Below are 23,014 nucleotides of genomic sequence, written 5' to 3'. Positions count from 1 at the left end.
GGCGGATGATGCAGCGAAAGCGAACCCGTTCTACACGGTGGATGCGAATGGTAATGTGAGTCTGACGGCCGCAGGCGCGGCAGCGTTCACCAACGACTACGAGTTAGATAGCAACAGCCACCAAATCACAGTGACGGCGACGGGCACGGACGGTTCGGGCGATGACACGGTTGATACGATCGTGGTGACGCTGAACGAAACGAACGTGAATGACAGCGCGACCGAGTTCACTGAAGAGAGTGATACGTTCGACTACGCGGAAGGCACGGCAGCGGGCGTGACGCTGGGCACGGTCACGGCGACCGACGCGGATGGCTCAAACATCAGTTACAGCATCGCGGCGGACGACAACGTGTACGCGGCGGATGATGCAGCGAAAGCGAACCCGTTCTACACGGTGGATGCGAATGGTAATGTGAGTCTGACGGCCGCAGGCGCGGCAGCGTTCACCAACGACTACGAGTTAGATAGCAACAGCCACCAAATCACAGTGACGGCGACGGGCACGGACGGTTCGGGCGATGACACGGTTGATACGATCGTGGTGACGCTGAACGAAACGAACGTGAATGACAGCGCGACCGAGTTCACTGAAGAGAGTGATACGTTCGACTACGCGGAAGGCACGGCAGCGGGCGTGACGCTGGGCACGGTCACGGCGACCGACGCGGATGGCTCAAACATCAGTTACAGCATCGCGGCGGACGACAACGTGTACGCGGCGGATGATGCAGCGAAAGCGAACCCGTTCTACACGGTGGATGCGAATGGTAATGTGAGTCTGACGGCCGCAGGCGCGGCAGCGTTCACCAACGACTACGAGTTAGATAGCAACAGCCACCAAATCACAGTGACGGCGACGGGCACGGACGGTTCGGGCGATGACACGGTTGATACGATCGTGGTGACGCTGAACGAAACGAACGTGAATGACAGCGCGACCGAGTTCACTGAAGAGAGTGATACGTTCGACTACGCGGAAGGCACGGCAGCGGGCGTGACGCTGGGCACGGTCACGGCGACCGACGCGGATGGCTCAAACATCAGTTACAGCATCGCGGCGGACGACAACGTGTACGCGGCGGATGATGCAGCGAAAGCGAACCCGTTCTACACGGTGGATGCGAATGGTAATGTGAGTCTGACGGCCGCAGGCGCGGCAGCGTTCACCAACGACTACGAGTTAGATAGCAACAGCCACCAAATCACAGTGACGGCGACGGGCACGGACGGTTCGGGCGATGACACGGTTGATACGATCGTGGTGACGCTGAACGAAACGAACGTGAATGACAGCGCGACCGAGTTCACTGAAGAGAGTGATACGTTCGACTACGCGGAAGGCACGGCAGCGGGCGTGACGCTGGGCACGGTCACGGCGACCGACGCGGATGGCTCAAACATCAGTTACAGCATCGCGGCGGACGACAACGTGTACGCGGCGGATGATGCAGCGAAAGCGAACCCGTTCTACACGGTGGATGCGAATGGTAATGTGAGTCTGACGGCCGCAGGCGCGGCAGCGTTCACCAACGACTACGAGTTAGATAGCAACAGCCACCAAATCACAGTGACGGCGACGGGCACGGACGGTTCGGGCGATGACACGGTTGATACGATCGTGGTGACGCTGAACGAAACGAACGTGAATGACAGCGCGACCGAGTTCACTGAAGAGAGTGATACGTTCGACTACGCGGAAGGCACGGCAGCGGGCGTGACGCTGGGCACGGTCACGGCGACCGACGCGGATGGCTCAAACATCAGTTACAGCATCGCGGCGGACGACAACGTGTACGCGGCGGATGATGCAGCGAAAGCGAACCCGTTCTACACGGTGGATGCGAATGGTAATGTGAGTCTGACGGCCGCAGGCGCGGCAGCGTTCACCAACGACTACGAGTTAGATAGCAACAGCCACCAAATCACAGTGACGGCGACGGGCACGGACGGTTCGGGCGATGACACGGTTGATACGATCGTGGTGACGCTGAACGAAACGAACGTGAATGACAGCGCGACCGAGTTCACTGAAGAGAGTGATACGTTCGACTACGCGGAAGGCACGGCAGCGGGCGTGACGCTGGGCACGGTCACGGCGACCGACGCGGATGGCTCAAACATCAGTTACAGCATCGCGGCGGACGACAACGTGTACGCGGCGGATGATGCAGCGAAAGCGAACCCGTTCTACACGGTGGATGCGAATGGTAATGTGAGTCTGACGGCCGCAGGCGCGGCAGCGTTCACCAACGACTACGAGTTAGATAGCAACAGCCACCAAATCACAGTGACGGCGACGGGCACGGACGGTTCGGGCGATGACACGGTTGATACGATCGTGGTGACGCTGAACGAAACGAACGTGAATGACAGCGCGACCGAGTTCACTGAAGAGAGTGATACGTTCGACTACGCGGAAGGCACGGCAGCGGGCGTGACGCTGGGCACGGTCACGGCGACCGACGCGGATGGCTCAAACATCAGTTACAGCATCGCGGCGGACGACAACGTGTACGCGGCGGATGATGCAGCGAAAGCGAACCCGTTCTACACGGTGGATGCGAATGGTAATGTGAGTCTGACGGCCGCAGGCGCGGCAGCGTTCACCAACGACTACGAGTTAGATAGCAACAGCCACCAAATCACAGTGACGGCGACGGGCACGGACGGTTCGGGCGATGACACGGTTGATACGATCGTGGTGACGCTGAACGAAACGAACGTGAATGACAGCGCGACCGAGTTCACTGAAGAGAGTGATACGTTCGACTACGCGGAAGGCACGGCAGCGGGCGTGACGCTGGGCACGGTCACGGCGACCGACGCGGATGGCTCAAACATCAGTTACAGCATCGCGGCGGACGACAACGTGTACGCGGCGGATGATGCAGCGAAAGCGAACCCGTTCTACACGGTGGATGCGAATGGTAATGTGAGTCTGACGGCCGCAGGCGCGGCAGCGTTCACCAACGACTACGAGTTAGATAGCAACAGCCACCAAATCACAGTGACGGCGACGGGCACGGACGGTTCGGGCGATGACACGGTTGATACGATCGTGGTGACGCTGAACGAAACGAACGTGAATGACAGCGCGACCGAGTTCACTGAAGAGAGTGATACGTTCGACTACGCGGAAGGCACGGCAGCGGGCGTGACGCTGGGCACGGTCACGGCGACCGACGCGGATGGCTCAAACATCAGTTACAGCATCGCGGCGGACGACAACGTGTACGCGGCGGATGATGCAGCGAAAGCGAACCCGTTCTACACGGTGGATGCGAATGGTAATGTGAGTCTGACGGCCGCAGGCGCGGCAGCGTTCACCAACGACTACGAGTTAGATAGCAACAGCCACCAAATCACAGTGACGGCGACGGGCACGGACGGTTCGGGCGATGACACGGTTGATACGATCGTGGTGACGCTGAACGAAACGAACGTGAATGACAGCGCGACCGAGTTCACTGAAGAGAGTGATACGTTCGACTACGCGGAAGGCACGGCAGCGGGCGTGACGCTGGGCACGGTCACGGCGACCGACGCGGATGGCTCAAACATCAGTTACAGCATCGCGGCGGACGACAACGTGTACGCGGCGGATGATGCAGCGAAAGCGAACCCGTTCTACACGGTGGATGCGAATGGTAATGTGAGTCTGACGGCCGCAGGCGCGGCAGCGTTCACCAACGACTACGAGTTAGATAGCAACAGCCACCAAATCACAGTGACGGCGACGGGCACGGACGGTTCGGGCGATGACACGGTTGATACGATCGTGGTGACGCTGAACGAAACGAACGTGAATGACAGCGCGACCGAGTTCACTGAAGAGAGTGATACGTTCGACTACGCGGAAGGCACGGCAGCGGGCGTGACGCTGGGCACGGTCACGGCGACCGACGCGGATGGCTCAAACATCAGTTACAGCATCGCGGCGGACGACAACGTGTACGCGGCGGATGATGCAGCGAAAGCGAACCCGTTCTACACGGTGGATGCGAATGGTAATGTGAGTCTGACGGCCGCAGGCGCGGCAGCGTTCACCAACGACTACGAGTTAGATAGCAACAGCCACCAAATCACAGTGACGGCGACGGGCACGGACGGTTCGGGCGATGACACGGTTGATACGATCGTGGTGACGCTGAACGAAACGAACGTGAATGACAGCGCGACCGAGTTCACTGAAGAGAGTGATACGTTCGACTACGCGGAAGGCACGGCAGCGGGCGTGACGCTGGGCACGGTCACGGCGACCGACGCGGATGGCTCAAACATCAGTTACAGCATCGCGGCGGACGACAACGTGTACGCGGCGGATGATGCAGCGAAAGCGAACCCGTTCTACACGGTGGATGCGAATGGTAATGTGAGTCTGACGGCCGCAGGCGCGGCAGCGTTCACCAACGACTACGAGTTAGATAGCAACAGCCACCAAATCACAGTGACGGCGACGGGCACGGACGGTTCGGGCGATGACACGGTTGATACGATCGTGGTGACGCTGAACGAAACGAACGTGAATGACAGCGCGACCGAGTTCACTGAAGAGAGTGATACGTTCGACTACGCGGAAGGCACGGCAGCGGGCGTGACGCTGGGCACGGTCACGGCGACCGACGCGGATGGCTCAAACATCAGTTACAGCATCGCGGCGGACGACAACGTGTACGCGGCGGATGATGCAGCGAAAGCGAACCCGTTCTACACGGTGGATGCGAATGGTAATGTGAGTCTGACGGCCGCAGGCGCGGCAGCGTTCACCAACGACTACGAGTTAGATAGCAACAGCCACCAAATCACAGTGACGGCGACGGGCACGGACGGTTCGGGCGATGACACGGTTGATACGATCGTGGTGACGCTGAACGAAACGAACGTGAATGACAGCGCGACCGAGTTCACTGAAGAGAGTGATACGTTCGACTACGCGGAAGGCACGGCAGCGGGCGTGACGCTGGGCACGGTCACGGCGACCGACGCGGATGGCTCAAACATCAGTTACAGCATCGCGGCGGACGACAACGTGTACGCGGCGGATGATGCAGCGAAAGCGAACCCGTTCTACACGGTGGATGCGAATGGTAATGTGAGTCTGACGGCCGCAGGCGCGGCAGCGTTCACCAACGACTACGAGTTAGATAGCAACAGCCACCAAATCACAGTGACGGCGACGGGCACGGACGGTTCGGGCGATGACACGGTTGATACGATCGTGGTGACGCTGAACGAAACGAACGTGAATGACAGCGCGACCGAGTTCACTGAAGAGAGTGATACGTTCGACTACGCGGAAGGCACGGCAGCGGGCGTGACGCTGGGCACGGTCACGGCGACCGACGCGGATGGCTCAAACATCAGTTACAGCATCGCGGCGGACGACAACGTGTACGCGGCGGATGATGCAGCGAAAGCGAACCCGTTCTACACGGTGGATGCGAATGGTAATGTGAGTCTGACGGCCGCAGGCGCGGCAGCGTTCACCAACGACTACGAGTTAGATAGCAACAGCCACCAAATCACAGTGACGGCGACGGGCACGGACGGTTCGGGCGATGACACGGTTGATACGATCGTGGTGACGCTGAACGAAACGAACGTGAATGACAGCGCGACCGAGTTCACTGAAGAGAGTGATACGTTCGACTACGCGGAAGGCACGGCAGCGGGCGTGACGCTGGGCACGGTCACGGCGACCGACGCGGATGGCTCAAACATCAGTTACAGCATCGCGGCGGACGACAACGTGTACGCGGCGGATGATGCAGCGAAAGCGAACCCGTTCTACACGGTGGATGCGAATGGTAATGTGAGTCTGACGGCCGCAGGCGCGGCAGCGTTCACCAACGACTACGAGTTAGATAGCAACAGCCACCAAATCACAGTGACGGCGACGGGCACGGACGGTTCGGGCGATGACACGGTTGATACGATCGTGGTGACGCTGAACGAAACGAACGTGAATGACAGCGCGACCGAGTTCACTGAAGAGAGTGATACGTTCGACTACGCGGAAGGCACGGCAGCGGGCGTGACGCTGGGCACGGTCACGGCGACCGACGCGGATGGCTCAAACATCAGTTACAGCATCGCGGCGGACGACAACGTGTACGCGGCGGATGATGCAGCGAAAGCGAACCCGTTCTACACGGTGGATGCGAATGGTAATGTGAGTCTGACGGCCGCAGGCGCGGCAGCGTTCACCAACGACTACGAGTTAGATAGCAACAGCCACCAAATCACAGTGACGGCGACGGGCACGGACGGTTCGGGCGATGACACGGTTGATACGATCGTGGTGACGCTGAACGAAACGAACGTGAATGACAGCGCGACCGAGTTCACTGAAGAGAGTGATACGTTCGACTACGCGGAAGGCACGGCAGCGGGCGTGACGCTGGGCACGGTCACGGCGACCGACGCGGATGGCTCAAACATCAGTTACAGCATCGCGGCGGACGACAACGTGTACGCGGCGGATGATGCAGCGAAAGCGAACCCGTTCTACACGGTGGATGCGAATGGTAATGTGAGTCTGACGGCCGCAGGCGCGGCAGCGTTCACCAACGACTACGAGTTAGATAGCAACAGCCACCAAATCACAGTGACGGCGACGGGCACGGACGGTTCGGGCGATGACACGGTTGATACGATCGTGGTGACGCTGAACGAAACGAACGTGAATGACAGCGCGACCGAGTTCACTGAAGAGAGTGATACGTTCGACTACGCGGAAGGCACGGCAGCGGGCGTGACGCTGGGCACGGTCACGGCGACCGACGCGGATGGCTCAAACATCAGTTACAGCATCGCGGCGGACGACAACGTGTACGCGGCGGATGATGCAGCGAAAGCGAACCCGTTCTACACGGTGGATGCGAATGGTAATGTGAGTCTGACGGCCGCAGGCGCGGCAGCGTTCACCAACGACTACGAGTTAGATAGCAACAGCCACCAAATCACAGTGACGGCGACGGGCACGGACGGTTCGGGCGATGACACGGTTGATACGATCGTGGTGACGCTGAACGAAACGAACGTGAATGACAGCGCGACCGAGTTCACTGAAGAGAGTGATACGTTCGACTACGCGGAAGGCACGGCAGCGGGCGTGACGCTGGGCACGGTCACGGCGACCGACGCGGATGGCTCAAACATCAGTTACAGCATCGCGGCGGACGACAACGTGTACGCGGCGGATGATGCAGCGAAAGCGAACCCGTTCTACACGGTGGATGCGAATGGTAATGTGAGTCTGACGGCCGCAGGCGCGGCAGCGTTCACCAACGACTACGAGTTAGATAGCAACAGCCACCAAATCACAGTGACGGCGACGGGCACGGACGGTTCGGGCGATGACACGGTTGATACGATCGTGGTGACGCTGAACGAAACGAACGTGAATGACAGCGCGACCGAGTTCACTGAAGAGAGTGATACGTTCGACTACGCGGAAGGCACGGCAGCGGGCGTGACGCTGGGCACGGTCACGGCGACCGACGCGGATGGCTCAAACATCAGTTACAGCATCGCGGCGGACGACAACGTGTACGCGGCGGATGATGCAGCGAAAGCGAACCCGTTCTACACGGTGGATGCGAATGGTAATGTGAGTCTGACGGCCGCAGGCGCGGCAGCGTTCACCAACGACTACGAGTTAGATAGCAACAGCCACCAAATCACAGTGACGGCGACGGGCACGGACGGTTCGGGCGATGACACGGTTGATACGATCGTGGTGACGCTGAACGAAACGAACGTGAATGACAGCGCGACCGAGTTCACTGAAGAGAGTGATACGTTCGACTACGCGGAAGGCACGGCAGCGGGCGTGACGCTGGGCACGGTCACGGCGACCGACGCGGATGGCTCAAACATCAGTTACAGCATCGCGGCGGACGACAACGTGTACGCGGCGGATGATGCAGCGAAAGCGAACCCGTTCTACACGGTGGATGCGAATGGTAATGTGAGTCTGACGGCCGCAGGCGCGGCAGCGTTCACCAACGACTACGAGTTAGATAGCAACAGCCACCAAATCACAGTGACGGCGACGGGCACGGACGGTTCGGGCGATGACACGGTTGATACGATCGTGGTGACGCTGAACGAAACGAACGTGAATGACAGCGCGACCGAGTTCACTGAAGAGAGTGATACGTTCGACTACGCGGAAGGCACGGCAGCGGGCGTGACGCTGGGCACGGTCACGGCGACCGACGCGGATGGCTCAAACATCAGTTACAGCATCGCGGCGGACGACAACGTGTACGCGGCGGATGATGCAGCGAAAGCGAACCCGTTCTACACGGTGGATGCGAATGGTAATGTGAGTCTGACGGCCGCAGGCGCGGCAGCGTTCACCAACGACTACGAGTTAGATAGCAACAGCCACCAAATCACAGTGACGGCGACGGGCACGGACGGTTCGGGCGATGACACGGTTGATACGATCGTGGTGACGCTGAACGAAACGAACGTGAATGACAGCGCGACCGAGTTCACTGAAGAGAGTGATACGTTCGACTACGCGGAAGGCACGGCAGCGGGCGTGACGCTGGGCACGGTCACGGCGACCGACGCGGATGGCTCAAACATCAGTTACAGCATCGCGGCGGACGACAACGTGTACGCGGCGGATGATGCAGCGAAAGCGAACCCGTTCTACACGGTGGATGCGAATGGTAATGTGAGTCTGACGGCCGCAGGCGCGGCAGCGTTCACCAACGACTACGAGTTAGATAGCAACAGCCACCAAATCACAGTGACGGCGACGGGCACGGACGGTTCGGGCGATGACACGGTTGATACGATCGTGGTGACGCTGAACGAAACGAACGTGAATGACAGCGCGACCGAGTTCACTGAAGAGAGTGATACGTTCGACTACGCGGAAGGCACGGCAGCGGGCGTGACGCTGGGCACGGTCACGGCGACCGACGCGGATGGCTCAAACATCAGTTACAGCATCGCGGCGGACGACAACGTGTACGCGGCGGATGATGCAGCGAAAGCGAACCCGTTCTACACGGTGGATGCGAATGGTAATGTGAGTCTGACGGCCGCAGGCGCGGCAGCGTTCACCAACGACTACGAGTTAGATAGCAACAGCCACCAAATCACAGTGACGGCGACGGGCACGGACGGTTCGGGCGATGACACGGTTGATACGATCGTGGTGACGCTGAACGAAACGAACGTGAATGACAGCGCGACCGAGTTCACTGAAGAGAGTGATACGTTCGACTACGCGGAAGGCACGGCAGCGGGCGTGACGCTGGGCACGGTCACGGCGACCGACGCGGATGGCTCAAACATCAGTTACAGCATCGCGGCGGACGACAACGTGTACGCGGCGGATGATGCAGCGAAAGCGAACCCGTTCTACACGGTGGATGCGAATGGTAATGTGAGTCTGACGGCCGCAGGCGCGGCAGCGTTCACCAACGACTACGAGTTAGATAGCAACAGCCACCAAATCACAGTGACGGCGACGGGCACGGACGGTTCGGGCGATGACACGGTTGATACGATCGTGGTGACGCTGAACGAAACGAACGTGAATGACAGCGCGACCGAGTTCACTGAAGAGAGTGATACGTTCGACTACGCGGAAGGCACGGCAGCGGGCGTGACGCTGGGCACGGTCACGGCGACCGACGCGGATGGCTCAAACATCAGTTACAGCATCGCGGCGGACGACAACGTGTACGCGGCGGATGATGCAGCGAAAGCGAACCCGTTCTACACGGTGGATGCGAATGGTAATGTGAGTCTGACGGCCGCAGGCGCGGCAGCGTTCACCAACGACTACGAGTTAGATAGCAACAGCCACCAAATCACAGTGACGGCGACGGGCACGGACGGTTCGGGCGATGACACGGTTGATACGATCGTGGTGACGCTGAACGAAACGAACGTGAATGACAGCGCGACCGAGTTCACTGAAGAGAGTGATACGTTCGACTACGCGGAAGGCACGGCAGCGGGCGTGACGCTGGGCACGGTCACGGCGACCGACGCGGATGGCTCAAACATCAGTTACAGCATCGCGGCGGACGACAACGTGTACGCGGCGGATGATGCAGCGAAAGCGAACCCGTTCTACACGGTGGATGCGAATGGTAATGTGAGTCTGACGGCCGCAGGCGCGGCAGCGTTCACCAACGACTACGAGTTAGATAGCAACAGCCACCAAATCACAGTGACGGCGACGGGCACGGACGGTTCGGGCGATGACACGGTTGATACGATCGTGGTGACGCTGAACGAAACGAACGTGAATGACAGCGCGACCGAGTTCACTGAAGAGAGTGATACGTTCGACTACGCGGAAGGCACGGCAGCGGGCGTGACGCTGGGCACGGTCACGGCGACCGACGCGGATGGCTCAAACATCAGTTACAGCATCGCGGCGGACGACAACGTGTACGCGGCGGATGATGCAGCGAAAGCGAACCCGTTCTACACGGTGGATGCGAATGGTAATGTGAGTCTGACGGCCGCAGGCGCGGCAGCGTTCACCAACGACTACGAGTTAGATAGCAACAGCCACCAAATCACAGTGACGGCGACGGGCACGGACGGTTCGGGCGATGACACGGTTGATACGATCGTGGTGACGCTGAACGAAACGAACGTGAATGACAGCGCGACCGAGTTCACTGAAGAGAGTGATACGTTCGACTACGCGGAAGGCACGGCAGCGGGCGTGACGCTGGGCACGGTCACGGCGACCGACGCGGATGGCTCAAACATCAGTTACAGCATCGCGGCGGACGACAACGTGTACGCGGCGGATGATGCAGCGAAAGCGAACCCGTTCTACACGGTGGATGCGAATGGTAATGTGAGTCTGACGGCCGCAGGCGCGGCAGCGTTCACCAACGACTACGAGTTAGATAGCAACAGCCACCAAATCACAGTGACGGCGACGGGCACGGACGGTTCGGGCGATGACACGGTTGATACGATCGTGGTGACGCTGAACGAAACGAACGTGAATGACAGCGCGACCGAGTTCACTGAAGAGAGTGATACGTTCGACTACGCGGAAGGCACGGCAGCGGGCGTGACGCTGGGCACGGTCACGGCGACCGACGCGGATGGCTCAAACATCAGTTACAGCATCGCGGCGGACGACAACGTGTACGCGGCGGATGATGCAGCGAAAGCGAACCCGTTCTACACGGTGGATGCGAATGGTAATGTGAGTCTGACGGCCGCAGGCGCGGCAGCGTTCACCAACGACTACGAGTTAGATAGCAACAGCCACCAAATCACAGTGACGGCGACGGGCACGGACGGTTCGGGCGATGACACGGTTGATACGATCGTGGTGACGCTGAACGAAACGAACGTGAATGACAGCGCGACCGAGTTCACTGAAGAGAGTGATACGTTCGACTACGCGGAAGGCACGGCAGCGGGCGTGACGCTGGGCACGGTCACGGCGACCGACGCGGATGGCTCAAACATCAGTTACAGCATCGCGGCGGACGACAACGTGTACGCGGCGGATGATGCAGCGAAAGCGAACCCGTTCTACACGGTGGATGCGAATGGTAATGTGAGTCTGACGGCCGCAGGCGCGGCAGCGTTCACCAACGACTACGAGTTAGATAGCAACAGCCACCAAATCACAGTGACGGCGACGGGCACGGACGGTTCGGGCGATGACACGGTTGATACGATCGTGGTGACGCTGAACGAAACGAACGTGAATGACAGCGCGACCGAGTTCACTGAAGAGAGTGATACGTTCGACTACGCGGAAGGCACGGCAGCGGGCGTGACGCTGGGCACGGTCACGGCGACCGACGCGGATGGCTCAAACATCAGTTACAGCATCGCGGCGGACGACAACGTGTACGCGGCGGATGATGCAGCGAAAGCGAACCCGTTCTACACGGTGGATGCGAATGGTAATGTGAGTCTGACGGCCGCAGGCGCGGCAGCGTTCACCAACGACTACGAGTTAGATAGCAACAGCCACCAAATCACAGTGACGGCGACGGGCACGGACGGTTCGGGCGATGACACGGTTGATACGATCGTGGTGACGCTGAACGAAACGAACGTGAATGACAGCGCGACCGAGTTCACTGAAGAGAGTGATACGTTCGACTACGCGGAAGGCACGGCAGCGGGCGTGACGCTGGGCACGGTCACGGCGACCGACGCGGATGGCTCAAACATCAGTTACAGCATCGCGGCGGACGACAACGTGTACGCGGCGGATGATGCAGCGAAAGCGAACCCGTTCTACACGGTGGATGCGAATGGTAATGTGAGTCTGACGGCCGCAGGCGCGGCAGCGTTCACCAACGACTACGAGTTAGATAGCAACAGCCACCAAATCACAGTGACGGCGACGGGCACGGACGGTTCGGGCGATGACACGGTTGATACGATCGTGGTGACGCTGAACGAAACGAACGTGAATGACAGCGCGACCGAGTTCACTGAAGAGAGTGATACGTTCGACTACGCGGAAGGCACGGCAGCGGGCGTGACGCTGGGCACGGTCACGGCGACCGACGCGGATGGCTCAAACATCAGTTACAGCATCGCGGCGGACGACAACGTGTACGCGGCGGATGATGCAGCGAAAGCGAACCCGTTCTACACGGTGGATGCGAATGGTAATGTGAGTCTGACGGCCGCAGGCGCGGCAGCGTTCACCAACGACTACGAGTTAGATAGCAACAGCCACCAAATCACAGTGACGGCGACGGGCACGGACGGTTCGGGCGATGACACGGTTGATACGATCGTGGTGACGCTGAACGAAACGAACGTGAATGACAGCGCGACCGAGTTCACTGAAGAGAGTGATACGTTCGACTACGCGGAAGGCACGGCAGCGGGCGTGACGCTGGGCACGGTCACGGCGACCGACGCGGATGGCTCAAACATCAGTTACAGCATCGCGGCGGACGACAACGTGTACGCGGCGGATGATGCAGCGAAAGCGAACCCGTTCTACACGGTGGATGCGAATGGTAATGTGAGTCTGACGGCCGCAGGCGCGGCAGCGTTCACCAACGACTACGAGTTAGATAGCAACAGCCACCAAATCACAGTGACGGCGACGGGCACGGACGGTTCGGGCGATGACACGGTTGATACGATCGTGGTGACGCTGAACGAAACGAACGTGAATGACAGCGCGACCGAGTTCACTGAAGAGAGTGATACGTTCGACTACGCGGAAGGCACGGCAGCGGGCGTGACGCTGGGCACGGTCACGGCGACCGACGCGGATGGCTCAAACATCAGTTACAGCATCGCGGCGGACGACAACGTGTACGCGGCGGATGATGCAGCGAAAGCGAACCCGTTCTACACGGTGGATGCGAATGGTAATGTGAGTCTGACGGCCGCAGGCGCGGCAGCGTTCACCAACGACTACGAGTTAGATAGCAACAGCCACCAAATCACAGTGACGGCGACGGGCACGGACGGTTCGGGCGATGACACGGTTGATACGATCGTGGTGACGCTGAACGAAACGAACGTGAATGACAGCGCGACCGAGTTCACTGAAGAGAGTGATACGTTCGACTACGCGGAAGGCACGGCAGCGGGCGTGACGCTGGGCACGGTCACGGCGACCGACGCGGATGGCTCAAACATCAGTTACAGCATCGCGGCGGACGACAACGTGTACGCGGCGGATGATGCAGCGAAAGCGAACCCGTTCTACACGGTGGATGCGAATGGTAATGTGAGTCTGACGGCCGCAGGCGCGGCAGCGTTCACCAACGACTACGAGTTAGATAGCAACAGCCACCAAATCACAGTGACGGCGACGGGCACGGACGGTTCGGGCGATGACACGGTTGATACGATCGTGGTGACGCTGAACGAAACGAACGTGAATGACAGCGCGACCGAGTTCACTGAAGAGAGTGATACGTTCGACTACGCGGAAGGCACGGCAGCGGGCGTGACGCTGGGCACGGTCACGGCGACCGACGCGGATGGCTCAAACATCAGTTACAGCATCGCGGCGGACGACAACGTGTACGCGGCGGATGATGCAGCGAAAGCGAACCCGTTCTACACGGTGGATGCGAATGGTAATGTGAGTCTGACGGCCGCAGGCGCGGCAGCGTTCACCAACGACTACGAGTTAGATAGCAACAGCCACCAAATCACAGTGACGGCGACGGGCACGGACGGTTCGGGCGATGACACGGTTGATACGATCGTGGTGACGCTGAACGAAACGAACGTGAATGACAGCGCGACCGAGTTCACTGAAGAGAGTGATACGTTCGACTACGCGGAAGGCACGGCAGCGGGCGTGACGCTGGGCACGGTCACGGCGACCGACGCGGATGGCTCAAACATCAGTTACAGCATCGCGGCGGACGACAACGTGTACGCGGCGGATGATGCAGCGAAAGCGAACCCGTTCTACACGGTGGATGCGAATGGTAATGTGAGTCTGACGGCCGCAGGCGCGGCAGCGTTCACCAACGACTACGAGTTAGATAGCAACAGCCACCAAATCACAGTGACGGCGACGGGCACGGACGGTTCGGGCGATGACACGGTTGATACGATCGTGGTGACGCTGAACGAAACGAACGTGAATGACAGCGCGACCGAGTTCACTGAAGAGAGTGATACGTTCGACTACGCGGAAGGCACGGCAGCGGGCGTGACGCTGGGCACGGTCACGGCGACCGACGCGGATGGCTCAAACATCAGTTACAGCATCGCGGCGGACGACAACGTGTACGCGGCGGATGATGCAGCGAAAGCGAACCCGTTCTACACGGTGGATGCGAATGGTAATGTGAGTCTGACGGCCGCAGGCGCGGCAGCGTTCACCAACGACTACGAGTTAGATAGCAACAGCCACCAAATCACAGTGACGGCGACGGGCACGGACGGTTCGGGCGATGACACGGTTGATACGATCGTGGTGACGCTGAACGAAACGAACGTGAATGACAGCGCGACCGAGTTCACTGAAGAGAGTGATACGTTCGACTACGCGGAAGGCACGGCAGCGGGCGTGACGCTGGGCACGGTCACGGCGACCGACGCGGATGGCTCAAACATCAGTTACAGCATCGCGGCGGACGACAACGTGTACGCGGCGGATGATGCAGCGAAAGCGAACCCGTTCTACACGGTGGATGCGAATGGTAATGTGAGTCTGACGGCCGCAGGCGCGGCAGCGTTCACCAACGACTACGAGTTAGATAGCAACAGCCACCAAATCACAGTGACGGCGACGGGCACGGACGGTTCGGGCGATGACACGGTTGATACGATCGTGGTGACGCTGAACGAAACGAACGTGAATGACAGCGCGACCGAGTTCACTGAAGAGAGTGATACGTTCGACTACGCGGAAGGCACGGCAGCGGGCGTGACGCTGGGCACGGTCACGGCGACCGACGCGGATGGCTCAAACATCAGTTACAGCATCGCGGCGGACGACAACGTGTACGCGGCGGATGATGCAGCGAAAGCGAACCCGTTCTACACGGTGGATGCGAATGGTAATGTGAGTCTGACGGCCGCAGGCGCGGCAGCGTTCACCAACGACTACGAGTTAGATAGCAACAGCCACCAAATCACAGTGACGGCGACGGGCACGGACGGTTCGGGCGATGACACGGTTGATACGATCGTGGTGACGCTGAACGAAACGAACGTGAATGACAGCGCGACCGAGTTCACTGAAGAGAGTGATACGTTCGACTACGCGGAAGGCACGGCAGCGGGCGTGACGCTGGGCACGGTCACGGCGACCGACGCGGATGGCTCAAACATCAGTTACAGCATCGCGGCGGACGACAACGTGTACGCGGCGGATGATGCAGCGAAAGCGAACCCGTTCTACACGGTGGATGCGAATGGTAATGTGAGTCTGACGGCCGCAGGCGCGGCAGCGTTCACCAACGACTACGAGTTAGATAGCAACAGCCACCAAATCACAGTGACGGCGACGGGCACGGACGGTTCGGGCGATGACACGGTTGATACGATCGTGGTGACGCTGAACGAAACGAACGTGAATGACAGCGCGACCGAGTTCACTGAAGAGAGTGATACGTTCGACTACGCGGAAGGCACGGCAGCGGGCGTGACGCTGGGCACGGTCACGGCGACCGACGCGGATGGCTCAAACATCAGTTACAGCATCGCGGCGGACGACAACGTGTACGCGGCGGATGATGCAGCGAAAGCGAACCCGTTCTACACGGTGGATGCGAATGGTAATGTGAGTCTGACGGCCGCAGGCGCGGCAGCGTTCACCAACGACTACGAGTTAGATAGCAACAGCCACCAAATCACAGTGACGGCGACGGGCACGGACGGTTCGGGCGATGACACGGTTGATACGATCGTGGTGACGCTGAACGAAACGAACGTGAATGACAGCGCGACCGAGTTCACTGAAGAGAGTGATACGTTCGACTACGCGGAAGGCACGGCAGCGGGCGTGACGCTGGGCACGGTCACGGCGACCGACGCGGATGGCTCAAACATCAGTTACAGCATCGCGGCGGACGACAACGTGTACGCGGCGGATGATGCAGCGAAAGCGAACCCGTTCTACACGGTGGATGCGAATGGTAATGTGAGTCTGACGGCCGCAGGCGCGGCAGCGTTCACCAACGACTACGAGTTAGATAGCAACAGCCACCAAATCACAGTGACGGCGACGGGCACGGACGGTTCGGGCGATGACACGGTTGATACGATCGTGGTGACGCTGAACGAAACGAACGTGAATGACAGCGCGACCGAGTTCACTGAAGAGAGTGATACGTTCGACTACGCGGAAGGCACGGCAGCGGGCGTGACGCTGGGCACGGTCACGGCGACCGACGCGGATGGCTCAAACATCAGTTACAGCATCGCGGCGGACGACAACGTGTACGCGGCGGATGATGCAGCGAAAGCGAACCCGTTCTACACGGTGGATGCGAATGGTAATGTGAGTCTGACGGCCGCAGGCGCGGCAGCGTTCACCAACGACTACGAGTTAGATAGCAACAGCCACCAAATCACAGTGACGGCGACGGGCACGGACGGTTCGGGCGATGACACGGTTGATACGATCGTGGTGACGCTGAACGAAACGAACGTGAATGACAGCGCGACCGAGTTCACTGAAGAGAGTGATACGTTCGACTACGCGGAAGGCACGGCAGCGGGCGTGACGCTGGGCACGGTCACGGCGACCGACGCGGATGGCTCAAACATCAGTTACAGCATCGCGGCGGACGACAACGTGTACGCGGCGGATGATGCAGCGAAAGCGAACCCGTTCTACACGGTGGATGCGAATGGTAATGTGAGTCTGACGGCCGCAGGCGCGGCAGCGTTCACCAACGACTACGAGTTAGATAGCAACAGCCACCAAATCACAGTGACGGCGACGGGCACGGACGGTTCGGGCGATGACACGGTTGATACGATCGTGGTGACGCTGAACGAAACGAACGTGAATGACAGCGCGACCGAGTTCACTGAAGAGAGTGATACGTTCGACTACGCGGAAGGCACGGCAGCGGGCGTGACGCTGGGCACGGTCACGGCGACCGACGCGGATGGCTCAAACATCAGTTACAGCATCGCGGCGGACGACAACGTGTACGCGGCGGATGATGCAGCGAAAGCGAACCCGTTCTACACGGTGGATGCGAATGGTAATGTGAGTCTGACGGCCGCAGGCGCGGCAGCGTTCACCAACGACTACGAGTTAGATAGCAACAGCCACCAAATCACAGTGACGGCGACGGGCACGGACGGTTCGGGCGATGACACGGTTGATACGATCGTGGTGACGCTGAACGAAACGAACGTGAATGACAGCGCGACCGAGTTCACTGAAGAGAGTGATACGTTCGACTACGCGGAAGGCACGGCAGCGGGCGTGACGCTGGGCACGGTCACGGCGACCGACGCGGATGGCTCAAACATCAGTTACAGCATCGCGGCGGACGACAACGTGTACGCGGCGGATGATGCAGCGAAAGCGAACCCGTTCTACACGGTGGATGCGAATGGTAATGTGAGTCTGACGGCCGCAGGCGCGGCAGCGTTCACCAACGACTACGAGTTAGATAGCAACAGCCACCAAATCACAGTGACGGCGACGGGCACGGACGGTTCGGGCGATGACACGGTTGATACGATCGTGGTGACGCTGAACGAAACGAACGTGAATGACAGCGCGACCGAGTTCACTGAAGAGAGTGATACGTTCGACTACGCGGAAGGCACGGCAGCGGGCGTGACGCTGGGCACGGTCACGGCGACCGACGCGGATGGCTCAAACATCAGTTACAGCATCGCGGCGGACGACAACGTGTACGCGGCGGATGATGCAGCGAAAGCGAACCCGTTCTACACGGTGGATGCGAATGGTAATGTGAGTCTGACGGCCGCAGGCGCGGCAGCGTTCACCAACGACTACGAGTTAGATAGCAACAGCCACCAAATCACAGTGACGGCGACGGGCACGGACGGTTCGGGCGATGACACGGTTGATACGATCGTGGTGACGCTGAACGAAACGAACGTGAATGACAGCGCGACCGAGTTCACTGAAGAGAGTGATACGTTCGACTACGCGGAAGGCACGGCAGCGGGCGTGACGCTGGGCACGGTCACGGCGACCGACGCGGATGGCTCAAACATCAGTTACAGCATCGCGGCGGACGACAACGTGTACGCGGCGGATGATGCAGCGAAAGCGAACCCGTTCTACACGGTGGATGCGAATGGTAATGTGAGTCTGACGGCCGCAGGCGCGGCAGCGTTCACCAACGACTACGAGTTAGATAGCAACAGCCACCAAATCACAGTGACGGCGACGGGCACGGACGGTTCGGGCGATGACACGGTTGATACGATCGTGGTGACGCTGAACGAAACGAACGTGAATGAGGTACCAATTGCCTCAAATGGCATTATCAATACCAACGAAGATACTCCAACCTTCATTGAGTGGGATTCGCTTGGAATCACAGATGTCGATTCACCTGATTCATCTTTAGGTATTGAGATTACTGATTTACCAGATAACGGTCAGTTTGAGTATTTTGGTGACGATGGTCAGTGGCATGATGTTTCAGTCGGTCAAGTCATTGATAAGGGTGCGTTTGATGCAGATAAAGTTCGTTTTACTCCTGATGAAGATGAGTCAGGGTACGATAATCACTCAACTCCAGGGATAGGTGATCAACAGCAAGATTATGCTCAAATAGGCTTTAAACCAACTGATGGTATTAATACAGGTCTTGAATCGACTATTGCTATAAACGTTACGCCAATTGCTGATGCACCTAATTTGATTACTAACATAGATGGAATTGAATTGCCGGACCAACAATTCAACGTGAATATGTGGAATGGTGTCTCTGTTGGTTCCCAATATGGGGTTGGTAATGGTGTTGATCCTGATATCTTGATTAATGTCATAGATGATTTGGATAGTAATGATAGTTCTTCAAGTAATACCAATGATGTTAGAGATCCTAGCCAAGGCGCTGGTCAAGCGACCCTTATAACTGGCCTTATCTATCTTGAAGCTGGTACATCTTATGACTTTGTTGGTAGAGCTGATGATAGTTTGGCGATCAAAGTAGGTGGTGAGCTTACAGACGACGCTCGTTGGGGTGACGGTCGCGGGACCATTCAAGGAGGAGCATTTACACCAACTGTTTCCGGTTTTTACCCGATAGAAATTTATCATCATAATCAGAGTGGTCCTGGTAACTTCGATGTTAATGTTTCAGTTGATGGTGGAAGCGCTGTTAATTTAAATAACACCAACTTTGGTATTGTGAGTGATGTATCTCAATTAGACAGTATTGATATACGTACATCAGAGCTGATCAATGAAAATGGTGTTGAGTTTTATCAGGTTTATACAACGAATGAAGGCCCACAAGACACGCGGATTCCATTGACAGAGCTGCAAGCAGCGTTAAATGATACCGATGGTTCAGAGACCTTGGCTGTTAACGTAAGTGGGTTCCCTGCGGGGGCGGAGTTAAGTGATGGAGTCAACTCTCACACATTTACTAACACGAGTGAAGAATTTGATATTAGCAGTTGGGATATGACAAATTTGACTGTCTTACCTCCTGCAGGAAGTCACGTCGATTTCACTATCGATGTGGAAGCAGTTGCTAGCGAGAAGGATTCAACAAGTACAGCAACAACTTCGACTAGTATCGATGTGGTCGTTTACGAATACAATGCTACTCATACTCAAGCTGATACTAGAACTGTAGACGAAGATAACAATGTTTCCGGCAACGTTTTATCCAATGATACTGACGCAGACAACACTTTATCATTGCAGTCGGTTGAAATAGGGGGGACGCTCTATGAGCTTGGTCAAACTATTACGTTGACTAGTGGTCAGTTAACGGTTGACCAAGATGGTAGTTACTTGTTTGTTCCTTCTGACAATTGGTCAGGCGACGTTCCAACTGTAACTTATACGACAAACACAGGCGTAAGCGATACTCTTGATATTACAGTAACCGCGGTTGCAGACGCTCCTCGTATAACTATTACGGTCGGAGAATTACAACAAACACAAGCGGTACCTGATTTCGGAACGTCACCTAGCGATATTCGCAACCTTGTGAGTAATGGCGAAACCTCTATCGGAGATATTAGTTTCGACCATGTTGATCAGTCTCCAGCGTTCAATAATGGTAATCAAGGTGACGACTTGATGATTGCGCCAGACAATGCAGCGGCACAGCAGTTTGTGGGCGATCAGCAAGCAGTTAACTTAAGTCAACACGGCAGCGACACGTTTGTCGGTACCAGTGGTAATGATTCCTTTTATGGTGGGAATGGCTCGCAGGATAACGAAGCGGAAACCGACACTGTTATCTACCAAGGTAAGTTGTCCGAGTACGATCTCGATTTTCGTGGTTTAGAGCACAGCCAAGTGCCGTATTGGCTAGTGAAAGACTCACTAGAAAGGGACACATCTAGCGATAATTCACCAACAACAGAAGACGGGGACCACTTATACGGTATCGAACGACTTATATTCTCAGATGCTATTGTTCAAATCGATAATGAAACTGGTGAATATACGGTTCTTAAAGATCGTGCCATACCATTAGATATTACAACCGAACTTGTCGATATAGATGGTAGCGAGACGTTAAGTAGTGACGTAACAATACAAGGGATTCCTCAGGGAGTTGGGTTGTACGTGGGGGGGCAATTGATTTCCCCAAATAACGACGGTAGTTACTCTGTTACTATCCCTGCATCTGGTGAGATTAACGCTGAATTACGTATTCCGTACTCCCATGAGGGAGAAGTTGACTTTGAGCTTTCTGTAACGGCAAGTTCAACTGAGTCAGGGAACTCCGATCAAGCAGTTACCGTAGAAACGGCTGATGTTAGCTTTAGAAGCTATGTTCTCAACACTGGCTCACATGGTGATGACAACATAGTCGGCTCTTTAGACAATGACTTAATCGTTGGCGACGTACAGGGGTTGCAGATCGTAGCAGGTGAGGATTACAACATCGCCTTTATACTCGATACTTCTGGCAGCATGGGCAGCGACGTCGATACTGCGAAGGATGAGTTGTTAGTTGTTTTTGATGCTATTTTAGCGAGCTCTCAAGGGCAACACTCAGGTGATGTGAATATCCTAATTACCGATTTTTCTAATGGTAGTAATACGTCTGTTTCTGTGGATTTAAGTAGTCAAAACCCTAGAGCTCAGTTTGTTTCTGCTCTCGATAGTATTGTAGACAATGGAAGTGGCGGAACTAACTATGAGGCAGGTTTCGAGTCAGCTGTTGATTGGTTTGCGACGCAAAGTAGTGGGAACAATATTTCTTACTTTATTTCAGATGGCGAGCCAACCTCTTATACAGAAAGTAAGTTGATGAGAGGCGATTTTGACGACATATTGCTAGATTACGATGAAGCTACTAATACTGTTATTACCTTAGACGATTTAATCCCTGATGGATATACAAATGGAGTGATCAATTATCAGGGTAAAGTTTTGGTTGATGGTGATTCTAAGCTTTATTCTCCGTTAACCGGTGAACAAATTGGAGAACTGAGCATCAACGCATATTCTTTTGACTACTACGATAGAGGTGGAGTTAACAGACAAGGTCAACATATGTTTCAACTGTTAGCTTTAATGTCTGCTGTTGAAGCTATCGGGTTAGGTAGTTCATTAGATCAAGATGTCCTTGACGATTATGATTCTGACGGCGTAGTTGCGACATCTATTGATGTAACTAAACTTGCTGAGGTTATTTTAGGAAAAGAAATCGACCTGTTACAAGGTTCTGATGGAATTGATGGCCTAGCGGGTAATGACATCATATTTGGTGACCTCATGCAGTTTGATAATATTTCCGGTCAAGGTGTACCAGCGATTCAGAAATATGTGGCTCAGCAAACAGGTGAAGAGTTATCACTTGTGTCTGCTCGCGATATTCACACTTACATAACGGATAACGTCGACGAGTTCAATCAATCTAATGTTAATGACAAGGATGACGTTTTATCAGGTGGTGACGGTGACGACCTTTTATTTGGCCAAGGCGGTGACGATACGCTGATCGGTGGACTTGGTGATGATATTTTAACGGGTGGTGACGGTGACGATCTATTCAAGTGGGTTGATCAACCGTTCCAAGATGATGTCGATACGATAACCGATTTTGCTCTAGGGGAAGACCATCTTGATATCTCTGAGTTGTTACCAAACGAAAGTTCAATGTTTGATCTTCTTGAACATATTACAATTGAAAAGGTAGATAATGGCAGTGGTGATAAAGACCTTGTCATTACCATCTCAGAAAACACAGATAACACAGGTCAAACTCAAAAGATTGTTCTTGATAATGTAGGCGACCAGTTCGATTCGGTTAATAGTGCAGTAGATGGTTCTGTTACTAATAGTGATTTGACCAATTTGGTGAGTCAGTTGTTCGTTAACTTACCGGATCAACTTTAA

General features: G+C 56.6%; 1 protein-coding gene (cut by a window edge). It reads left to right on the top strand.

Features of this window, described 5'->3' with window-relative positions:
• A protein-coding gene (locus tag FLM53_RS00635; protein WP_176681126.1) for an Ig-like domain-containing protein crosses the window boundary here: on the top strand, positions 1 to 23,014 show its 3' portion. It extends 4,382 nt beyond the left edge of the window; 23,014 of the gene's 27,396 nt are visible here — the last part of the coding sequence; its start codon lies off the left edge, out of view; the stop codon is at positions 23,012 to 23,014.

Source organism: Vibrio sp. Scap24 (assembly GCF_013394185.1).
GTDB classification, from domain to species: domain Bacteria; phylum Pseudomonadota; class Gammaproteobacteria; order Enterobacterales; family Vibrionaceae; genus Vibrio; species Vibrio pomeroyi.
This window is presented reverse-complemented; position numbering and strand designations above follow the sequence as displayed.